The sequence below is a fragment of the Nitratireductor aquibiodomus NL21 = JCM 21793 genome, from assembly GCF_000615975.1.
Classification (GTDB): domain Bacteria; phylum Pseudomonadota; class Alphaproteobacteria; order Rhizobiales; family Rhizobiaceae; genus Nitratireductor; species Nitratireductor aquibiodomus.
The window spans coordinates 1-16,349 of the sequence record NZ_BAMP01000056.1 but is presented as its reverse complement, the minus strand read 5'-3'; the positions used below and the strand labels follow the sequence as shown (position 1 = coordinate 16,349).

At 61.4% G+C, this 16,349-nt stretch carries 13 protein-coding genes, 3 pseudogenes and 1 riboswitch; of the genes and pseudogenes, 12 read left to right on the top strand and 4 right to left on the bottom strand.

Translation table 11 applies throughout. The features are described from left to right. Nucleotides 1-154 precede the first annotated feature (154 nt). Nucleotides 155-1,046 (bottom strand): annotated as a pseudogene (locus JCM21793_RS29785) (aminotransferase class V-fold PLP-dependent enzyme). A gap of 375 nt (nt 1,047-1,421) precedes the next feature. Here JCM21793_RS29785 and JCM21793_RS26255 point away from each other — a divergent pair. Further along, nucleotides 1,422-2,342 (top strand): LysR family transcriptional regulator, encoded by a 921-nt coding sequence (locus JCM21793_RS26255; protein WP_036540495.1) that lies wholly within the window; start codon nt 1,422-1,424, stop codon nt 2,340-2,342. A gap of 111 nt (nt 2,343-2,453) precedes the next feature. Beyond that, nucleotides 2,454-3,614 (top strand): mandelate racemase/muconate lactonizing enzyme family protein, encoded by a 1,161-nt coding sequence (locus JCM21793_RS14970; RefSeq protein WP_025030883.1) that lies wholly within the window; start codon nt 2,454-2,456, stop codon nt 3,612-3,614. Between the two features lie 103 nt (nt 3,615-3,717). Here the strand turns inward: JCM21793_RS14970 and JCM21793_RS26250 are convergent. The 3 genes and pseudogenes from JCM21793_RS26250 to JCM21793_RS14955 form a co-directional block, all read right to left on the bottom strand. Further along, nucleotides 3,718-4,991 (bottom strand): annotated as a pseudogene (locus JCM21793_RS26250) (TRAP transporter large permease). A 12-nt stretch (nt 4,992-5,003) separates the two neighbouring features. Further along, entirely contained in the window at nt 5,004-5,531 is a 528-nt protein-coding gene (locus tag JCM21793_RS26245; RefSeq protein ID WP_025030882.1) for a TRAP transporter small permease, read from the bottom strand. Between the two features lie 58 nt (nt 5,532-5,589). Next, a complete protein-coding gene (locus tag JCM21793_RS14955; RefSeq protein WP_007010155.1) occupies nt 5,590-6,573 on the bottom strand; it encodes a sialic acid TRAP transporter substrate-binding protein SiaP in 984 nt (327 codons plus the stop codon). A gap of 931 nt (nt 6,574-7,504) precedes the next feature. Further along, a riboswitch (cobalamin riboswitch) is annotated at nt 7,505-7,700 on the top strand. Nucleotides 7,701-7,858: 158 nt separating this feature from the next. On the opposite strand from JCM21793_RS14955, the gene JCM21793_RS31015 reads away from it, so the two are divergent. The 10 genes and pseudogenes from JCM21793_RS31015 to JCM21793_RS26230 form a co-directional block, all read left to right on the top strand. Continuing rightward, nucleotides 7,859-8,476 (top strand): LLM class flavin-dependent oxidoreductase, encoded by a 618-nt coding sequence (locus tag JCM21793_RS31015; protein WP_202901434.1) that lies wholly within the window; start codon nt 7,859-7,861, stop codon nt 8,474-8,476. Then, nucleotides 8,391-8,777 carry an LLM class flavin-dependent oxidoreductase gene (locus JCM21793_RS31010; protein ID WP_280113528.1) on the top strand — a complete coding sequence of 129 codons (387 nt, stop codon included), beginning with the start codon at nt 8,391-8,393 and terminating at the stop codon, nt 8,775-8,777. Before JCM21793_RS31015 ends, JCM21793_RS31010 begins: the two co-directional genes overlap by 86 nt. A 190-nt stretch (nt 8,778-8,967) precedes the next feature. Continuing rightward, nucleotides 8,968-9,900 (top strand): ABC transporter substrate-binding protein, encoded by a 933-nt coding sequence (locus JCM21793_RS14945; RefSeq protein WP_244439783.1) that lies wholly within the window; start codon nt 8,968-8,970, stop codon nt 9,898-9,900. A 21-nt stretch (nt 9,901-9,921) separates the two neighbouring features. After that, nucleotides 9,922-11,091, top strand: a complete 1,170-nt coding sequence (locus JCM21793_RS14940) for a FecCD family ABC transporter permease (RefSeq protein ID WP_025030880.1) — start codon at nt 9,922-9,924, stop codon at nt 11,089-11,091. Continuing rightward, entirely contained in the window at nt 11,088-11,375 is a 288-nt protein-coding gene (locus JCM21793_RS31635) for an ATP-binding cassette domain-containing protein (protein ID WP_244439782.1), read from the top strand. Before JCM21793_RS14940 ends, JCM21793_RS31635 begins: the two co-directional genes overlap by 4 nt. Next, nucleotides 11,300-11,932: an ABC transporter ATP-binding protein gene (locus tag JCM21793_RS26235; RefSeq protein ID WP_244439781.1), complete on the top strand. Its 633-nt coding sequence runs from the start codon at nt 11,300-11,302 to the stop codon at nt 11,930-11,932. The genes JCM21793_RS31635 and JCM21793_RS26235 overlap by 76 nt, the downstream gene beginning before the upstream one ends. A gap of 149 nt (nt 11,933-12,081) precedes the next feature. Beyond that, complete coding sequence (locus JCM21793_RS14930; RefSeq protein WP_051556205.1) at nt 12,082-13,401, top strand: O-antigen ligase family protein; 1,320 nt, start codon at nt 12,082-12,084, stop codon at nt 13,399-13,401. A gap of 287 nt (nt 13,402-13,688) precedes the next feature. Beyond that, a complete protein-coding gene (locus tag JCM21793_RS14925) occupies nt 13,689-14,261 on the top strand; it encodes a GbsR/MarR family transcriptional regulator (RefSeq protein WP_007010159.1) in 573 nt (190 codons plus the stop codon). Then, complete coding sequence (gene cydD / locus JCM21793_RS14920; protein WP_025030878.1) at nt 14,258-16,018, top strand: thiol reductant ABC exporter subunit CydD; 1,761 nt, start codon at nt 14,258-14,260, stop codon at nt 16,016-16,018. The genes JCM21793_RS14925 and cydD overlap by 4 nt, the downstream gene beginning before the upstream one ends. Beyond that, nucleotides 16,015-16,349 (top strand): annotated as a pseudogene (locus JCM21793_RS26230) (ABC transporter ATP-binding protein); the annotation flags it as partial. The gene cydD and the pseudogene JCM21793_RS26230, both read left to right, overlap by 4 nt.

Below are 16,349 nucleotides of genomic sequence, written 5' to 3'. Positions count from 1 at the left end.
GTCGTTCCCCGAAGCAGGTCGGATCAAACCGGCTGACCTGCGTTCAATTCCCTGTAATTCCGTTTCCCGTCGGCCAGAGCCATCAGCGATGCTCCAAGCCGCTCTATCTCTTCCGGCGTGTTGTAGGCATGTACGGAGGCTCTCACCAGTGACGTCACGCCCCGGGCGCGCAGCGCCTGCGGGTCAACTGGGTGTTGGAAACCGAGGTGTTGATGCCAAACTCTTCACGCAATGCACCCACCAGCACCTCGGCCGGCACGGATTCGTGAAAAAACGTCACGATCCCGCTCTTCTCCACACCACGGTCCTGAACGGTTATGCCCGGCAGTTCCGCCAGCATTCCGCGCATCTCGGCCGCAAGGTCCCGGACATGATCCCAGATGTTCTCAAGGCCGATCTCCATCGCATACTGGCATGCGGCACCGAGGCCCAACTGGGTCGCTACATTGCGTTCCCAGAGTTCAAAACGCCGGGAACCTGCTGCCATCTGGAAACGATCCACATCCGTCCATTGCGCCGACTGGATGTCGAGCGCATGGGGCCGAAGCGCATCGAGCGCCTTGCCGTCGACCCATAAAAATCCCGTCCCGCGCGGACCCCTGAGATATTTTCGCCCTGTTGCCGAAAGCATCGTGCAGCCCAGCGCCTTCACGTCAATCGGCATCTGCCCCACAGACTGGCAGGCATCCAGCAAAAACGGAACACCGTGCCTGCGGGCCACCTGCCCTATCTCCCGTGCGGGATTGATAAGGCCGTCATTGGTCGGCATATGCGAGATGGCGATCAAGCGCGTACGCGCGGTGATCAGCTTCGAGTGCCGCCACATCCACAATTCCGTCGGGTGTGTCTGGCGCCAGCACAACCTCGATCCCCAGTCGCTTTTCGGCGTGGCGAAAGGCGATCATGTTGGAGTTGTATTCCGATTGGCCTGTGATCAGCTGATCGCCCGACTGCCAGTCCATGGCAAAGAAGGCAGCCTGCCAGGCGCGGGTGGCATTGTCGAAAAAGGAAACCTCGTCGGGAGCACCACCGACAAGCCGTGCCACGCACCGTAGGTTGCCTGCAATTGCCCGGCGTGCCTTTCGGCAGCTTCATAGCCCCCCGACATGATCTCCTCGGCCCAGTGATGCTCCACCGCCTCAATGACCGGCTGCGGCATGAGGCTGGCGCCCGCATTGTTGAAATGAACCAGTTCTGCTCGACAGCCCGGCGTTTCCGCCCGCAGCCGTTGCGTGTCCAAACCCATTGCCGGACCTTCTACTCTGTTCTCGGAAAAAGCCCGGCCACGGTCCCATCGTGCGCAAGCATAGCGTTCCGCTTATTGTTTTTTGTCGCTCTTGCGATCGGTTGAGCACCACGTTGCCACGTAAGGTACCGCTCAAACAGGTTGAAAAGATTCATCCTCAGTATAAGCTTGATTCATGGTATTGCGTCGTCACCTTCCCTCACCCGGCACGTTGTTCGTTTTTGAAGTCGCCGCCCGGCATTCAAATTTCTCCAAGGCTGCGGACGAATTGAACATCACGCAGCCGGCCGTCAGTCACGCTGTCGCATCGCTGGAAAAACACATCGGCGAAAAGCTTTTCATACGGTCCGGGCCAAACCTCGCGCTCACGGAAGCCGGCAAAAAACTTAGCCGCGTCACCACCCGCGCGTTTCACTCCATCGAAGACGTGCTGGATGAGATCGAGGGGCGCGACGACACCCGCGAAGTGGTGATGCTGTCGATCTCCTCAGGCATGGCCACCCATTGGCTGATGCCGCGCTACAGCAGCTTCAGGGAAGAATTTCCCAACACCGATCTCCAGTTTCAGCTTTTGCCAGGAAGTGTGGGCGGCCCGCTTCACAATTGCGATCTGGGACTGCGCGTTGCCGTGGGCGACGATGCGCGCAAGCTCGGTGGCTGGTTTGCACCCGAACGGGTTTTGGCCATCGGTGCGCCGGGTTATGTGCGTGAGCGCGGATCCTTTGATGAACCGGCATCGCCTCACACACTGATCAACCTGCCAGACCATTGGTTCGGCTGGCCGGAATTCGCATCGGAAGCGGGCCGGCGAATTCCCGCCACATGGAACCAGCTTTCCTTTTCCGATTATTCGGTCGTGCTTCAGGCCGCGCTCAGCGGTCAGGGGCTGGCGCTCGGCTGGACCTCGGTGGTTTCGCGTCTTGTGATCGACGGCATGCTTGTCAGCGCCAGCGACAGGGTCATTCTCACCGACCGCAGCTATCATCTCGTTTCATCGAGCCAGCGGGCAACCCGCCCCATTGTCGAAATGGTGCGCGACTGGCTGATCGCGGAGATGGAGCAGGAAGAGCGCGCACTTGCCAGCATGCTCGGATGATATCCCCGCAGAAGCCTATTCCACCCGGGCACAGGCCTCTGACCACAATTCCATTGTGATGCCGGCCGCCACATCCGACAGTCGGGTGCGAGCAACCTGTCTGGAAGTGTCATGAAAATTACCGCCGCCAATATCTATGTCGTACCAACGGGCTTCCGCCGGGCCGTCATTCTGGAGCTGGAAACGGACGAAGGCATAACCGGACTGGGCGAAGCCGGCATTGCCTACGGCCTCGGCACGACAGCGGCAGCCGAAATGCTGGCAGCGATGCTGGAACGCCTCGTGATCGGGCGTGACCCTTCGCCCGTCGAGCTGATCTGGAACGACATTTACGATCAGGGCTTCTGGACCAAGGGGGGCGGCGCAATCTCCATGGCCGGTCTCAGCGCCATCGATCATGCGCTCTGGGATATCAAGGGCAAGGCGCTCGGCGTTCCAGTCTACTCTTTGCTCGGCGGCCCGATCGAGACCGATCTTGAGGTCTATGCCAATGGCTGGTGGCTCGGCTGTAACAGCGGCAGCGAGTTTGCGAAGGCGGGCCTGCGCACGGTGGAACGTGGTTATCGCGGGTTGAAGCTCTATCCGCTCGGCATGGCCGATCCTGTCACGGTGATCCGGCATCCCGCACGCCGCAGCCTGCGCGAGGGCGAGAGCGCGCTTGTCATCGAGCGTGTCGAGAAGTTGCGGGCCGCCGTCGGCGATGACGTTGCGATCATGCTCGATTTTGGGGGTGGGCTTTCCAGCGATCAGCTTCTGCCGCTTCTAAAACGTCTGGAACCTTTCAATCTATGCTTCGTGGAGGAGCCGGTGGATCCTGCTCTCCCCGGTGCATTGGCGAGGGTGGGCCGCACGACGTCAGTTCCTCTCGCGGCGGGCGAGCGTGTCTATACGCGCTTTGGCTTTCATTCGCTGCTGGAAACGGAAGCGATCTCCATTGTCCAGCCTGACATCTGCAATACGGGCGGGCTGATGGAGGGAAAGAAAATTGCTGCACTGGCGGAGATTCACAACGCACGGGTTGCCCCGCACAATTACGGAAGCGCGCTCGCCACGGCGATCTCAGCGCAGCTATCCGCATGCATCCCCAATTTCATGGTTCTGGAGTGCTTTCCCGATTATGCGAAGGAGCCGGATTATCGGCCAATCCTCGAGAACCCTTGGGAAGACAATGTGAGGGGTGGTCGGATGCTCCTCAACTCGCTGCCGGGATTGGGGGCCGTTTTGGATCAAGCGTCTGTAAAAAACCACCTCTGGAGAAGGGTGGCGCTTTAAATAGTTTGCACAAGATCGATTTCCTTGAACTGAGCTTCGGTCGGTTTCGTGGGCACCGTCTTAAGGTGTTTCCAATGAAATGTGAGCGCGCGGTCTCACCGCCTCAGCCTCCATAGAGAAGCTGCGGAAGCCAGAGCACAAGCTGCGGGATGAACGTCAGCAGAAGCAGAACGGCAAGGAGCGGCACCAGGAAAGGCAGCGTGGCCCTGACGCATTGTTCAAACGGCACCCGGGAAACCCGTGACAGGACGAACAGCACCATCCGACGGGTGGCGTCAGCAGGCCCAGCATCAGGTTGAGGATCACGATAATGCCGAGGTGAACGGGATCGATGCCAAACTGCGCGGCAACCGGCATGAGAACCGGAACCAGAATGGAAATCGCCGCGATCGTCTCCATGAACAGGCCGACGATCAGGACCACGATCATGATCAGGAGCAGAACCATCGCCCTGCTGTCCGTAAAGGACAGCACAAATTCGGCGAAATGCGTCGCCACCTGATTGGCGGTGAGGATCCACGCAAACACCGACGCCGCCCCGACAATCATCATGATTGCCGCTGTCGTCTCGATGGTTTCGAGAGAGATGACAGCGAGCTTCCTGGGTGTCAGCGTACGATAGACGATAACGCCGAGAAAAAGCGCATAGGCGGCGGCGGCGATCGCCGCTTCGGTGGGCGTGAACGCGCCCGATACGATGCCACCGACAATGATGACGGGCGTCATCAGCGGGAGGAACGCTGCCTTGAACCGGCTCGCAATCGTGTCCAGCCGGAAAGCCACGTCGCGCGGATAATTCCTCCTGCGTGATTTCCACCAGACCATGGCGGAAAGGGACGCTGCCATCAGCAGGCCCGGAACAATGCCGGCGACGAAAAGCTGCCCGATGGAAACCGACGCCATGACGCCGAAAATCACCAGTGGCAGGGATGGCGGGATGATCGGCCCGATGGTCGACGATGCCGCCGTGACACCGACGCTGAAGTCGTCGTCATAGCCGGCCTCGCGCATCGCCTTGATCTCGATCGCGCCCAGCCCGCCGGCATCGGCCACGGCGGCACCGGACATGCCTGCAAAGATGATGCTTGCGCCGATGTTCACATGTCCCAGACCGCCATGCATCCACCCGACAATGGCACGCGCGAAGCCGAATATGCGGGCGGTGATCCCGGCGGAATTCATCAATGCGCCGGCGAATATGAAAAAGGGTATGGCCAGCAGGGGAAAACTGTCCATTCCGTTGACCATGTTGTGCATCAACACCACGGGTGGAAGACCCGAATAGAGGATGTACGCGAAGGATGAGAGCGCCAGAGAAAACGCGATGGGAACTCTGAGCAGCATCAGGAAGAACAGGGAAACGAAGAGAATAGTCAGGCCCATCTGCCGTCAGCTCCGTATCATCTGTTTCACGCGCAGCATGAGCTGCATGGCCGCCACAACTGCGTTGAGGCCGGCCAGAGCCATCACGGCTGCGTGGAGGTAGTATTTCGGGAAAGGAAGCGACACCATTCGCTGGAACGATGTCCGCTGGATCAGCTCCCAGGCGGACCAGAGAAGAATCGTGAACAGCGCCACGGTGCACAGCAGCGAAAATACATGCACGAGGCCGAGTTTGCGCCCGTAATATTTGTCGACGAATTCCAGCACGATATGGCTTCCGGTGATCTGGCAGCGAACCGCCCCCGCAAACGCCAGTATGACCAGCAGATAGCGCGCGGCCTCCTCGGTCCAGCTTATGGAGTCGTTGAGGACGTATCGCGTGAAAAACTGAACAAAAACAACAAGAAATAAAGCAAGAAAGATTGCGAGAAGCGCGTAGTCCGCCAGGCTTATCTTAAAGCCTGCGAAATGCGCTTCGTCCTCTGCGGAAATCGCGTCGAAGTCGATTTCCGGCACCATGGTGTTCTGCGCCATCAGCGCGTCCTCCCGTTGCGCAAATGGGCCCGGCAAATGCCGGACCCACAGGCCGATGTCATTCCTGAATGGCTTGAAGGCGTTCGAAGATCGCGGCATCCCACGGCACATCCTCGCCCGTCAGATGCGGCGCGACGGCTTCCATGAATGGTTTGCGATCCACTTCGTTCACGGTCACTCCCTGGTCGCGGAACCAGTCAGCCAGCTCTCCCTCCGAGGCGACGATCTCATCCGATGTCTGCGTTGCCACGGTGGCGAGCGCCTCCAGTAGAGCGGCGCCGTCCTCACCCATCTTGTTCATCGTCACAGGCGATACGACCGTCGCCAGCGAGTTTGTGATGTGCCCGGTCAGATTGATGTTCGACTGGACCTCGTAGAACTTCTTGAACTGGATCGTCGGGAGTGGATTCTCCTGCGCGTCGACCACACCCTGCTGCAAGGCGAGATACACCTCGGCGAAGGCCATCGGGGTGGGGTTTGCGCCCGTGGCGCGTGGGAACATCTGATAGGCCGGAGCGTTGGGCGTCCGAATTTTTAGACCCTCCATATCCTTCGGCGAAAGGATCGGCTTGTTGGCGGTCACATGGCGCGCACCGTAATAGGTCATGGCCGCAACCGTATTGCCGGAAACCTTGTTATACGCCTCACTCATCTCATCGAAGAGGTCGGAGTTCACATAGGCTTTCCAGTGTTCATAGGAACGCATGGTGAAGGGGTAGTCGGAAATGCTTATGGGGCCGTAGGATTGCCCGAGAAAGGCAACGCCCGTGTAGATCACATCCACCGTTCCCAGTGAAAGCGCTTCGTTGAGGGCTGCTTCCTTCCCGAGTTGCGATGCGGGGAAGACCTCCATTTTGTAGCGGCCCCCGGTTGCTTCTTCGAGAAGCTCGGCCGCGCGAAGCGCCGCAGCATGGTAGGGCGTGGAAGCCTCGTAGACGTGACCGAACTTCAGGACGTCCTGGGCGAGGGTGGCTGTTGCACTGGCGGCGATGGCCACAGCGGCTCCGATGGAGAGCGCGCGAAGTCTGGATAGTTTCAACATGGTTCCTCCCAAAAGAAATGAGCAGCTTCTCCCGGTGTAGCTGCATCAGGCACCTGTTATTGCCCCGCTGTCTCCGTTTGAAGGAAGCGGAGCACTCCCGTCCTCCCTCCCTCATTGCGGGGGAGAACCAGGGCGTTTACGGAGCCATGACAGCTCCGTTTTCGGCGATGCGAAGATCGACGAAATGCTCATGCAGATGATCGGCATGTACGAATACGCCGGCAGCCCTCCTTGCTGGACACGGCGGTAAAACTGATGATCGGCATGTGTTGAATATCATCACAAAGCCCCACACCTCCTGTGAGGCCACGATGGCGGGCAGTTTACTGTCGTCACCGGCATGGTGCGCCCGGCATGGTTTGAGCCGGCGATGCTCGTGATGGCGCTCCAAAGCGTCTGAAGTCGCCCGGTCAAAGCACCGACCGCCTCGACGCAGAGCCTGTGGTTGCAGGCTGAAAGCAGGTCAGGGCGCACGGAAGTCCGGCATTCTGCCCGCAGATTGTCGCTCGATCAGAGCTGCCCATTAAACGAGACGTGTCCACCCGACTGCACCCCCCGAGGTGAGCAGCCATCCAACCGGCGTGCTCAATGTTTATATATGAAGTATACATTCATTTATAAATCAAACACTAGATCGCCGTGCGTTCATCCGCACGCACAAAGGACGATCTAAATTCTTGATGGAGCATCGGAATAATCCGAAAACCGGATTCCACTTTTCGGTCCGATGCTTTAGTTCCACCATCGGTTGCTTTCCGCCGGGATATGCCAGGGCGATGCAGCGGAAGGCCTGGATTTTCGCCTATGGATGGCGGACTTCGGAGCGAACGCGGCCACAGGACTGGCAGGGCGTTCAGGCTCGCCCGGCCCAGCCGATGATTTTGTCATGGAACCGGGCTGCGGTGTGTTGCGCGGCGACCGCTTCGCCGCTAGGGTCGCTCCCGCATGCGGTTCCGCATCCTGCGGATGAAAAGGGAACCCGGTGCGATCTCCTGGCGGGATCAATTCCGGGGCTGCCCTCGCAACTGTAAGCGGCAAGTTCTTCCAATGCCACTGGCCAGAGCCGGGAAGGCGGAGCGAACGTCCGAGCCGCGAGCCAGGAGACCTGCCTCATGCATTGACCATGAACGCCGGACGAGGTGCGCCGGCAGGAGGATCAGAATGCATGCAGGCGCGGCTTTGCCGGCGACAAGACGATTTAACGGGCTCGATCGTCTTCGATATGTTATATCATTTCAAATGAGTCGTTTCCGCCTTTTTCCGTCGGTTGCTGCAGGTGGCCCGAATGCGCGTTGATCTGGCTGGATTCGCGCGGGAGGGGGCATTGGGCGATCACGCTGCACTCATGTACCTCGTCGAACGCGCTGATGCGCTTGGCTTTGGCGGCATCTGGTTCAACGAGTTTCACTTCGCCCGGGAAGCGCTGCCCTATCCGTCGACGCTGTTGCTCGGCGCGGAGATCCTGGCGCGTACGGAGCGGCTGCGCTTCGGCACGTCGATCCTCGTCCTGCCGCTCTATCACCCGCTCATGCTGGCCGAGCAGATCGCGCAGCTTGATTTTCAGAGCGGCGGCAGGGTCGATTTGGGCATCGGACGTGGCACGGAGCCCGCGACTTTCACCGCGCTGGAGATTTCGCGTGACGATGCGCACCGCCGCTTCTGCGAAGCGCTCAGGATCATGATCGAAGCGTGGACAAAGCCGCACTGCTCTGCCGATGCCGGACCCTGGAAATTCGCCAATGTCGCCGTCGGACCGCCTCCGGTTCAGAAACCGCATCCGCCGTCTACGTGCCGGCGTCTCAGAAGAAACCGTCGACATCGCCGCGCGAAACGGGTTTCCGCTGCTGCTCAGTCTCGAACCGAACGAGGCGCGGCAATTGCCCGTGTTTCACGCCGCACTTGAACGGCATGGCGCGTCGCGGGCATCGCTCACGGCCTCGTCGCTCTCTCGTTATGTGGTGATTGCTCCGACCCGGGCTGAAGCTGATGAGCGGGTCGACACGCTTCTCGATAGACTGAACACGCGCCGTGCCGAACGCGCGCTGGCACGCGGGATGACACCGCCAGAGCCGCGCAGCCGCGCTTTGATGATGGCTGATTTCACCATCGCGGGGACACCCGAGGAATGCCATGCGCAATTGCACGCGCTTTCGGCACGCACGGGTTCCAGCAGCATACGCTGCCTGTTCAGCGCCAATGGTTGATCGCCAACGATGTGGCTCTCAGGGGCATGGAGCTCTTCGCTGCCGAGGTGCTCCCGGCTCTCGACAGGCAGGCCTCTTCTCCATCCCCATTCGAAAACGCCGGGAATGAGCCGGCTTTGCAAGGAGTGAATTCATGATGCGTTATGGCGGTCTCCGCGCTTTTGCGGTCGCGGGTCTATTGGCGGCTTCGATGCCTGCTTTCGCAGATGGAGCGGGCTTTCCCTATACGGATGAGAACTGCGGTGTCACCACCACCTATGACGCACCGCCGGCAAGGGCCGTTACGCTCAGCAACAACGCAACGGAGATGATGCTGGCGCTTGGGCTGGAAGACCGCATGGCGGGCACCTCCTATATGGCGAACCTCAAGATCAGCCCGCAATATGAAGAGGCGTATAACGAGGTTCCCGTGCTTTCGCCGCTTGTCGCCACGACCGAGCAGCTTATCGAGGTGGAGGCCGATTTTGTCTATGCCGGTTATCCTGACGGCTTCAGCGAAAGCCGCCACACGCGCGACCAGTTGCATGATCTGGGCATGAAGACGCGGCTCAACACCGAAGGCTGCAATCTCGGCAAATTCGGTTTCGATGAACTCTACGCTGAAATCCGCTCCGTATCTGCCATCTTTGGCGTGCGCGAGCGCGGCGAAGCACTGATCGCTGACATTGAAAAACGGCTCGCTGCAGTGGAAGAGGATCTCAAAGGCGCGGACGCCATACCGGTGTTCATCTTCAACGGCGGAGAGGCCGCCCCACGCGCCGTTCTTGGCAACACCATGCTGTCGCATGTGGTGTCGCGGGCCGGCGGCGAGAACATCTTTGGCGATGTTGCAAACCGCTATGGTCAGGTGTCCTGGGAGCAGATCGCCGAGCGTATGCCTGAATACGTCGTCGTCTATTACTCCGGCACCGCCGGCGGCCAGGTGGTCGGTGACCCTGCCGGTGAGCTGGGCCAGGGGCGGATCGAGATATTGAAGGCGAACCCGACCATCGGGGACGTGCCGGGCATTGTCGGTGAAAGATTTGTCACGATCGATTCCGTCTGGGGCCAGCCGGGGCCGAGCTCCATCGATGCGGTGGAGAAACTGGCCCGTGCTTTCCATCCCGAGCGGATGGGCGAATAGCAGGCGAGCGGGACTCACGGGATGCATGCTCCCGCCCCGAAGAGGGACGACCCAGACAGCCATGAAGCGCTGCTTGCCGTGCTCCAGTCAGCACCGCCTGCGCGAGGCGCGGCTCTTCGCCGTGTTGCTTTCGCCCGCGCGGCAAGCGGCGGGTCGCCAGGCTATGCGCTGGTCATTCTCCTGATGGTGGGGCTGCTCCTGGGTATGGCCATTGCGGGACTGATGTTCGGCTCGGTGCACATACCCGGTGGAACGGCGGTCGCCATTCTCGCCAATCTGGTGGCCGGCGACGGGCTGGTCGAGCCTGACTGGCGCGCGGTCTATGAGACCATTGTCGTCCAGACGCGCATGCCGCGTGTCGTGCTCGCCGCCCTTGTGGGCGCGAGCCTGGGGGTAACCGGCATGACGATCCAGTCCATCGTCCGCAATCCATTGGCCGGCCCGAGCATCCTCGGCGTTTCCTCCGGTGCGGCAACGGGCGCCGTGGTGGTGATGCGCTGGGGGCTTCTTGGTCTCGGCGTGTTCACGCTGCACATCTCGGCCTTTCTCGGCGGACTGGTGACACTCTTCGCAGTGTTCTGGGTTGCGCGAACGGGCGGGCACATGACACCGACGCGACTTGTGCTTGCCGGTGTGGCGATGAGCGCGATCCTGAGTGCGCTCACAAGCCTGATTGTGCTCACATCGCCCGATCCGCAGCTCGCCTCACGGGTCTTGTTCTGGACACTGGGCGGTTTCGGCACCGCGCAGTGGAAGCTCATTCCCATCCCGCTTGTCGCCCTTGCGCTTGGGCTTGGCGTGATGCTCGTGCAGGCCCGTCGTCTGAACCTCCTGATGGCGGGAGACGAGAGCGCGGTGGCGCTCGGGCTCAACGTCCAGCGTTTCCGTCAGAGCATGTTTGTACTGGCAGCCGCGCTCACCGGCATCACCGTGGCGGTGAGCGGCGTGATCGGATTTGTCGGTCTCATCATGCCGCACATCGTGCGGTTTCTCGTCGGAGCGGATCATCGTCGCGCACTGCCGGCGGTGGCGCTTCTCGGCGCAAGCTTCACCATTGGCGCCGATCTTGTCGCCCGCACAGTGATCGCGCCGCTAGAGCTGCCCGTCGGCATCGTCACGGCGCTCGTGGGCGGCCCGTTCTTCATCTGGCTTCTGCGGCGCGACGCGCGCGCATTTGGGGGTGCGCGATGAGTGTTCGGCCCGGTACGCTCGATCTGCGCTCGGTCACCGTGCGCACCGGCGCAAAGACGCTGGTCGACAATGTGTCGATCAGCGTTTCAGAAGGTGAGATGGTCGGCCTTCTTGGGCCGAACGGCGCAGGCAAATCGAGCCTGTTGCGAACCGTCTACCGCATAAACCGGCCGGCATCGGGCACGGTGCTTGTGAACGGTGAAGATGCGTGGCGGCAGCCACTGAATGGGTGGCGCGCAATGTGGGTGCGGTGCTTCAGGATATGCCGGCGGAGTTTCCCCTGACGGTGCGTGATGTGGTCGCCATGGGCCGCTCGGCGCACAAGAAGCTTCTCGAGCCTGACACGTCACACGATCACACGCTGATTGCGGCGGCAATCGTGCTTCTTGGGCTGGAGCCGCTTCAGGACCGCGCTTTTCGCACCCTTTCCGGTGGGGAGCGGCAGCGCGTTCTCGTTGCGCGCGCGCTGGTGCAGCAGCCGCGTCTTCTGGTGCTTGATGAGCCGACGAACCATCTCGACATCCACCATCAGCTTCAGCTCCTGCGCTTCATGCGCGGCCTTGAAATCACGGTGGTGGCCGCACTTCACGACCTCAATCTCGCTGCCATGTTCTGCGACCGGCTTTGTGTGCTTGATCATGGCCGTCTGGTGGCTGTGGGAACCCCCGAAACGGTTCTGACGCCAGAGCTGCTCCGGCGTGTCTACCGTATCGATGCAACGATCGCCCGGCATCCTGAGACAGGAACCGTCTGGGTGATGCCATCGGCCGCGCCGCCCATTGGCCAGCCGGCGCGCGCAGCGGAGACCGCAGAACAGGCATCGGTCCACCGTTATAATTAACGCGGTCTTAAGCGAGGGGGCGCTTTATAAACTGAGAGCAACAGGTTTCGGCCCCAATGGTGAGCAATGCGGACTTTCCCGGATTTCATGCCCGGATTTCACGGACGTAGCGCGCAGGCGCTGCCGCCTGGCCGGGTGTGCGTGATGCGATGAACAGCCTTGCCCAACAGCGCTGGTCGGGGCCGTCATTCGTTGCCCGCATGGCTGCTACCGGACAGCCCTCCACCGCCATTGCGGCGGCGCTGTTCACGGTTCTGATGATTTCCTTCCGCCCCTTTCAGCCTGCCGGACCACAGGTGACCGGCAGCGGCGGCGACATCGTCAACCAGCTCGGCTTCGGTGCGCTTGGGGCGATTGCCGTGGCTTCGCTCCTGATGCTGGTTGACCGGCGCGTCCTCGTCTCACTGCTCAGCCCATGGTGGATTCTTCTCCTGGGGTTTGTGGCAGTCGCCACACTCAACACGCCGGTACCGAGCGACACGATGCGCACGGTGGCCTTCTCGGTCATCGGCATCGTCACCGTGGCCGCGATCCTGACCCTGCCACGCGATGCGGACGCGTTTTCGCGTGTGCTGGTCTGTGCCGGCTTTGTGATCCTCGGACTGTCCTATTTCGGCGTGATCGCCATGCGCGATGTCGCAGTCCATCAGGCCTTTGATGTGGAGTCCCAGCATGCCGGCCTCTGGCGCGGCGTCTTCACGCACAAGAACATCGCCGGACCTGTGATGGCCGGACTGGCCTTCGCCGGCCTTTATCTGTGGCGGCGGGGATGGCGCTGGTCCGGTGCAACGATGGCCATTCTGGCGATGATCTTCGTCTTCCATACCGGCTCCAAGACAACCACCGCCACGGTGCCGCTCGCCGGCATGCTGATCGCGTTGCCTGGCATTTTCGGCCTGCGGTTTCTGGTTCCGGTGCTGGTGATTGCCGCCGTCAGTGCGCTGGCCGTTGCCACCCTCGGCATCGTCTTTATCGGGCCGGTGAAGGAACTGGCAGCGACGCTTGCGCCCGATCTCACCTATACGGGGCGCACGCCTGTCTGGGACTTTGCCGGAGACATGATCGCCCAGAGACCGTTTTTCGGATATGGCTTCGACAATTTCTGGCTGACGGAGCTCGTGTTCACCTCCGACCAGCCCTTCGACCGTCCGTGGGACATTCGCGGCATTGTGCACGGCCACAATGGATATATCGACATCGCACTCGGCATGGGGCTTCCGGCGCTTGCCGTCGCCATCGCCACCTTTCTGCTGGTGCCGCTGCGCGACTACATGCGCACGCCGCTCTATCGGGAAAATGTCTTTCTGGCCGATTTCTTCATGATGGTGGTCACATTCTGCGTGTTCAACGCATTTCTCGAGAGCTTCTTCTTTCGTCGGACGGACCCTGTCTGGATGTTTTTCGTGATGGGCGTGCTTGGCATGCGGCTCGTCGCGCGCTTCAGGGTGCCGGGCCAGGCGCTACGCTGACGAAGCAAGCCGACATTCAGGTGTCATGGCGCCTGCCGTAGGCTCTGCTTGCGGGGCGTGCACCGCGCTGCGTATCGCAGGCCTGCTGCATAACGGCGCACCACCGGCCACAGACTTGCCTTCCGTGATGCATGGACGTACATAAATTTCAGTAATTTCTGAAATTAGAGCAATTCCAGGAAAAGTGGAAGCCGAGTTTCCGTCCGGAGTTGCGCAAAAACAATAGGTTAGAGCGCTTTTGCGGTTCGGTGAAACGCAAAAGCGCTCCAGTGTCAGGACCGCTCATCATGAACCTCCCGCCACTCCTGCAGTCTTTCGTGTTGCACTTTGGAGAAATGGGCAGCCGTTGGGGCATCAACCGCACGGTGGGGCAAATTTATGCGCTGCTTTATGCGTCTTCCAAGCCGCTCTGCGCGGATGACATTGTCGAGGCGCTGTCCATCTCGCGTTCCAATGTTTCCATGAGCCTGCGCGAGCTTCAGGCTTGGAATCTCGTCATCCTGAAACATATTCCCGATGACAGGAGGGATTACTTCACGACACCGGACGATGTCTGGCAGATCCTGCGGACGCTGGCAGAAGAGCGCAAGAAGCGCGAGGTCGATCCCACGCTTTCGGTCCTCCGCGAGCTTCTGATGCAGACACCCGGCAGCGAGGAAGAGCGCCATGCACAGGCCCGCCTCGCCGAGATGCAGACCCTCATCGAGCAATTGACGAAGTGGTATGACGATGTGAAGCATCTGGAAACGGAGCAACTGGCGACCCTGCTGAACCTCGGCGCAAAGGTGACAAGACTGCTCGACGCCAAGGATCGCATTGTATCGCTCGGCCGCAGGCGCACGGAGCCGAAGACGCCATGACAACGCTAGACGCCGGCATAGGAAGACGCCGCCCTGAGGCCGCCGGGCGCACCACAGCGGCAGTGCCGCAGGCGCAGCCAGACGAGGTTGCGGACACGCTGTCTGCGCGCGACGAGGTCAGCAGGGTCGCGGTGCTACTGCAAACGACGGCATCGATGCTCTGGCTTCCCCAAGCGGGTCTACTGGCGCTGGCGGTCGGCAGCATTGCCGTCGGCAGCGACGCTTCCGCGGCTTGGCTGCCGGCCCTCGGCATTCTTGTTCTCGGTGTTGCGCGTGCGGTGATGGACGGTGCGGGCAGTCGCTTCGCGTTTCGTCAGGCGCGGAGCCAGTTGAGCGTGCTGCGCAACGAGGCGGTCGCGGCCCTTGCCGAAACCTCGCCGCTCGATGTTACGCGGCCCTCATCGGGGTTCGCCGCGAGCACGCTTGCCGAGCAGGCGGAGGCCGTCGTCCCCTATGTCGCCCGCTTCCGTCCGGCGCGGTCCAGGGCGATGATCGTACCCGTGGCGATCCTTGCCTGCGTGCTGGTGTTTTCGTGGGCGGCGGCGCTGGTGCTGCTGATCGCGGCACCGCTGATCCCCATCTTCATGGCTCTGGTCGGCTGGCGTGCCAAGCAGGCAAGCGAAGATCAACTCGCCGAGATGGGCAGCATGAACGCGTTTCTCATGGATCGGCTGCGTGGACTGACAACGATCCGCAGTTTCGACGCCGTGGATCGCACGGCAACGCAGCTGCGTGCCAGTGCCGAAGACCTTCGACGCCGCACAATGGCCGTGTTGCGCATTGCGTTTCTTTCCTCCGCCGTGCTGGAACTCTTTGCCGCGCTCGGCGTCGCCATGGTCGCCGTCTATGTGGGCTTTCATCTGCTTGGTGAGCTGAATTTCGGCGCATGGGGCGGCAGGCTCTCTTTGGCTGAGGGGCTGTTCATCCTGCTTCTGGCGCCATCCTTCTTCGAGCCGCTGCGCGATCTCTCCGCTGTGTGGCACGACCGGGCATCGGGCGAGGCTGCGTTCGACGCGTTGAAGAAGCTGGCCGCGCCGGGGCGAAAGACCCTCGTCGCGTCTTCCGCGAAAGGCGGTCGGATCGGGACTGGCGGGGCGCTGTCGCTGTCCGTCGAAGGGCTTGTTTTCCGCCACGTGGAAGAGGCTGTCCCGGTCTTCCACGATTTCGACCTTGAGGTGGAGCCCGGCGAGCGCATCGCGCTGGTTGCGCCGAGCGGCGAGGGGAAATCCACACTGCTTGCGCTCGTTGCGGGACTGGTTGTCCCGGAGAGCGGGACCATTCGCATCGGCGGATTGCTCGTGGATGGCGCAAATGCAGCAGACCTGCGCGCCTCCATTGCCTGGATCGGGCAGGATCCGCACATCTTCCCCGGCACGATCAGGAGCAATGTAACAATGGGCCGCGCCGATGTGGATCCGGCGCGCGTTTCGGCGGCGCTCGAGGCGGTAAGCCTGTCGGAACTTGCGGCGCGGCGCGGGCCGGCGATGATCGGCGAAGGCGGCTTTGGCCTTTCCGGTGGCGAAGCACTCCGGTTGGCGCTGGCGCGCGCTAGCGCGACGCCGCAGGCCGGTTTGGTTCTGGCCGACGAACCGACCGCGCACCTCGACCGTGAAACCGCGCGCGAGATCACCGAAAGCCTTCTGCGCGTCAGCCGCGGTAAGACGCTGGTCGTTGCCACGCATGATCCCGTGCTTGCCGCCCGCATGGATCGCGTCATCACACTGAACGCACCCGAAACGGCAGGAGCCAGGTCATGACCGGCAATCGCAATCTTCGCGCTGTCGCTTCGCTCTTCTGGTCCGGCAACCGCAACAGGCTTCTCGCCGGCGCACTCCTCTCGCTCGCCACCGTTTTGTGCGGCATCGCGCTTCTTGGGCTCTCGGGCTGGTTCATCACGGCGACGGCCATTGCCGGGCTTTCGCTGGCGACAGCCCTCGCCTTCGATGTGTTCGCACCATCCGCTGGCATTCGTTTCCTGGCGCTTGCCCGCACGGCATCGCGCTATGGCGAACGCATCGCCACCCATGATGCAACGCTGGAAGTGCTGGCCGAGCTGCGCGAAAGGCTGTTTCGCGGCTGGGCGGCCGC

Coding starts and splice junctions, on each gene's coding strand:
- JCM21793_RS31015 (WP_202901434.1), top strand. CDS start 7,859: ATGCGCGTTGATCTGGCTGGATTCGCGCGGGAGGGGGCATTGGGCGAT.
- cydD (WP_025030878.1), top strand. CDS start 14,258: ATGACAACGCTAGACGCCGGCATAGGAAGACGCCGCCCTGAGGCCGCC.
- JCM21793_RS31635 (WP_244439782.1), top strand. CDS start 11,088: ATGAGTGTTCGGCCCGGTACGCTCGATCTGCGCTCGGTCACCGTGCGC.
- JCM21793_RS14955 (WP_007010155.1), bottom strand. CDS start 6,573: ATGTTGAAACTATCCAGACTTCGCGCGCTCTCCATCGGAGCCGCTGTG.
- JCM21793_RS14930 (WP_051556205.1), top strand. CDS start 12,082: ATGAACAGCCTTGCCCAACAGCGCTGGTCGGGGCCGTCATTCGTTGCC.
- JCM21793_RS14925 (WP_007010159.1), top strand. CDS start 13,689: ATGAACCTCCCGCCACTCCTGCAGTCTTTCGTGTTGCACTTTGGAGAA.
- JCM21793_RS14970 (WP_025030883.1), top strand. CDS start 2,454: ATGAAAATTACCGCCGCCAATATCTATGTCGTACCAACGGGCTTCCGC.
- JCM21793_RS26245 (WP_025030882.1), bottom strand. CDS start 5,531: ATGGCGCAGAACACCATGGTGCCGGAAATCGACTTCGACGCGATTTCC.
- JCM21793_RS26255 (WP_036540495.1), top strand. CDS start 1,422: ATGGTATTGCGTCGTCACCTTCCCTCACCCGGCACGTTGTTCGTTTTT.
- JCM21793_RS14945 (WP_244439783.1), top strand. CDS start 8,968: ATGCCTGCTTTCGCAGATGGAGCGGGCTTTCCCTATACGGATGAGAAC.
- JCM21793_RS14940 (WP_025030880.1), top strand. CDS start 9,922: ATGCATGCTCCCGCCCCGAAGAGGGACGACCCAGACAGCCATGAAGCG.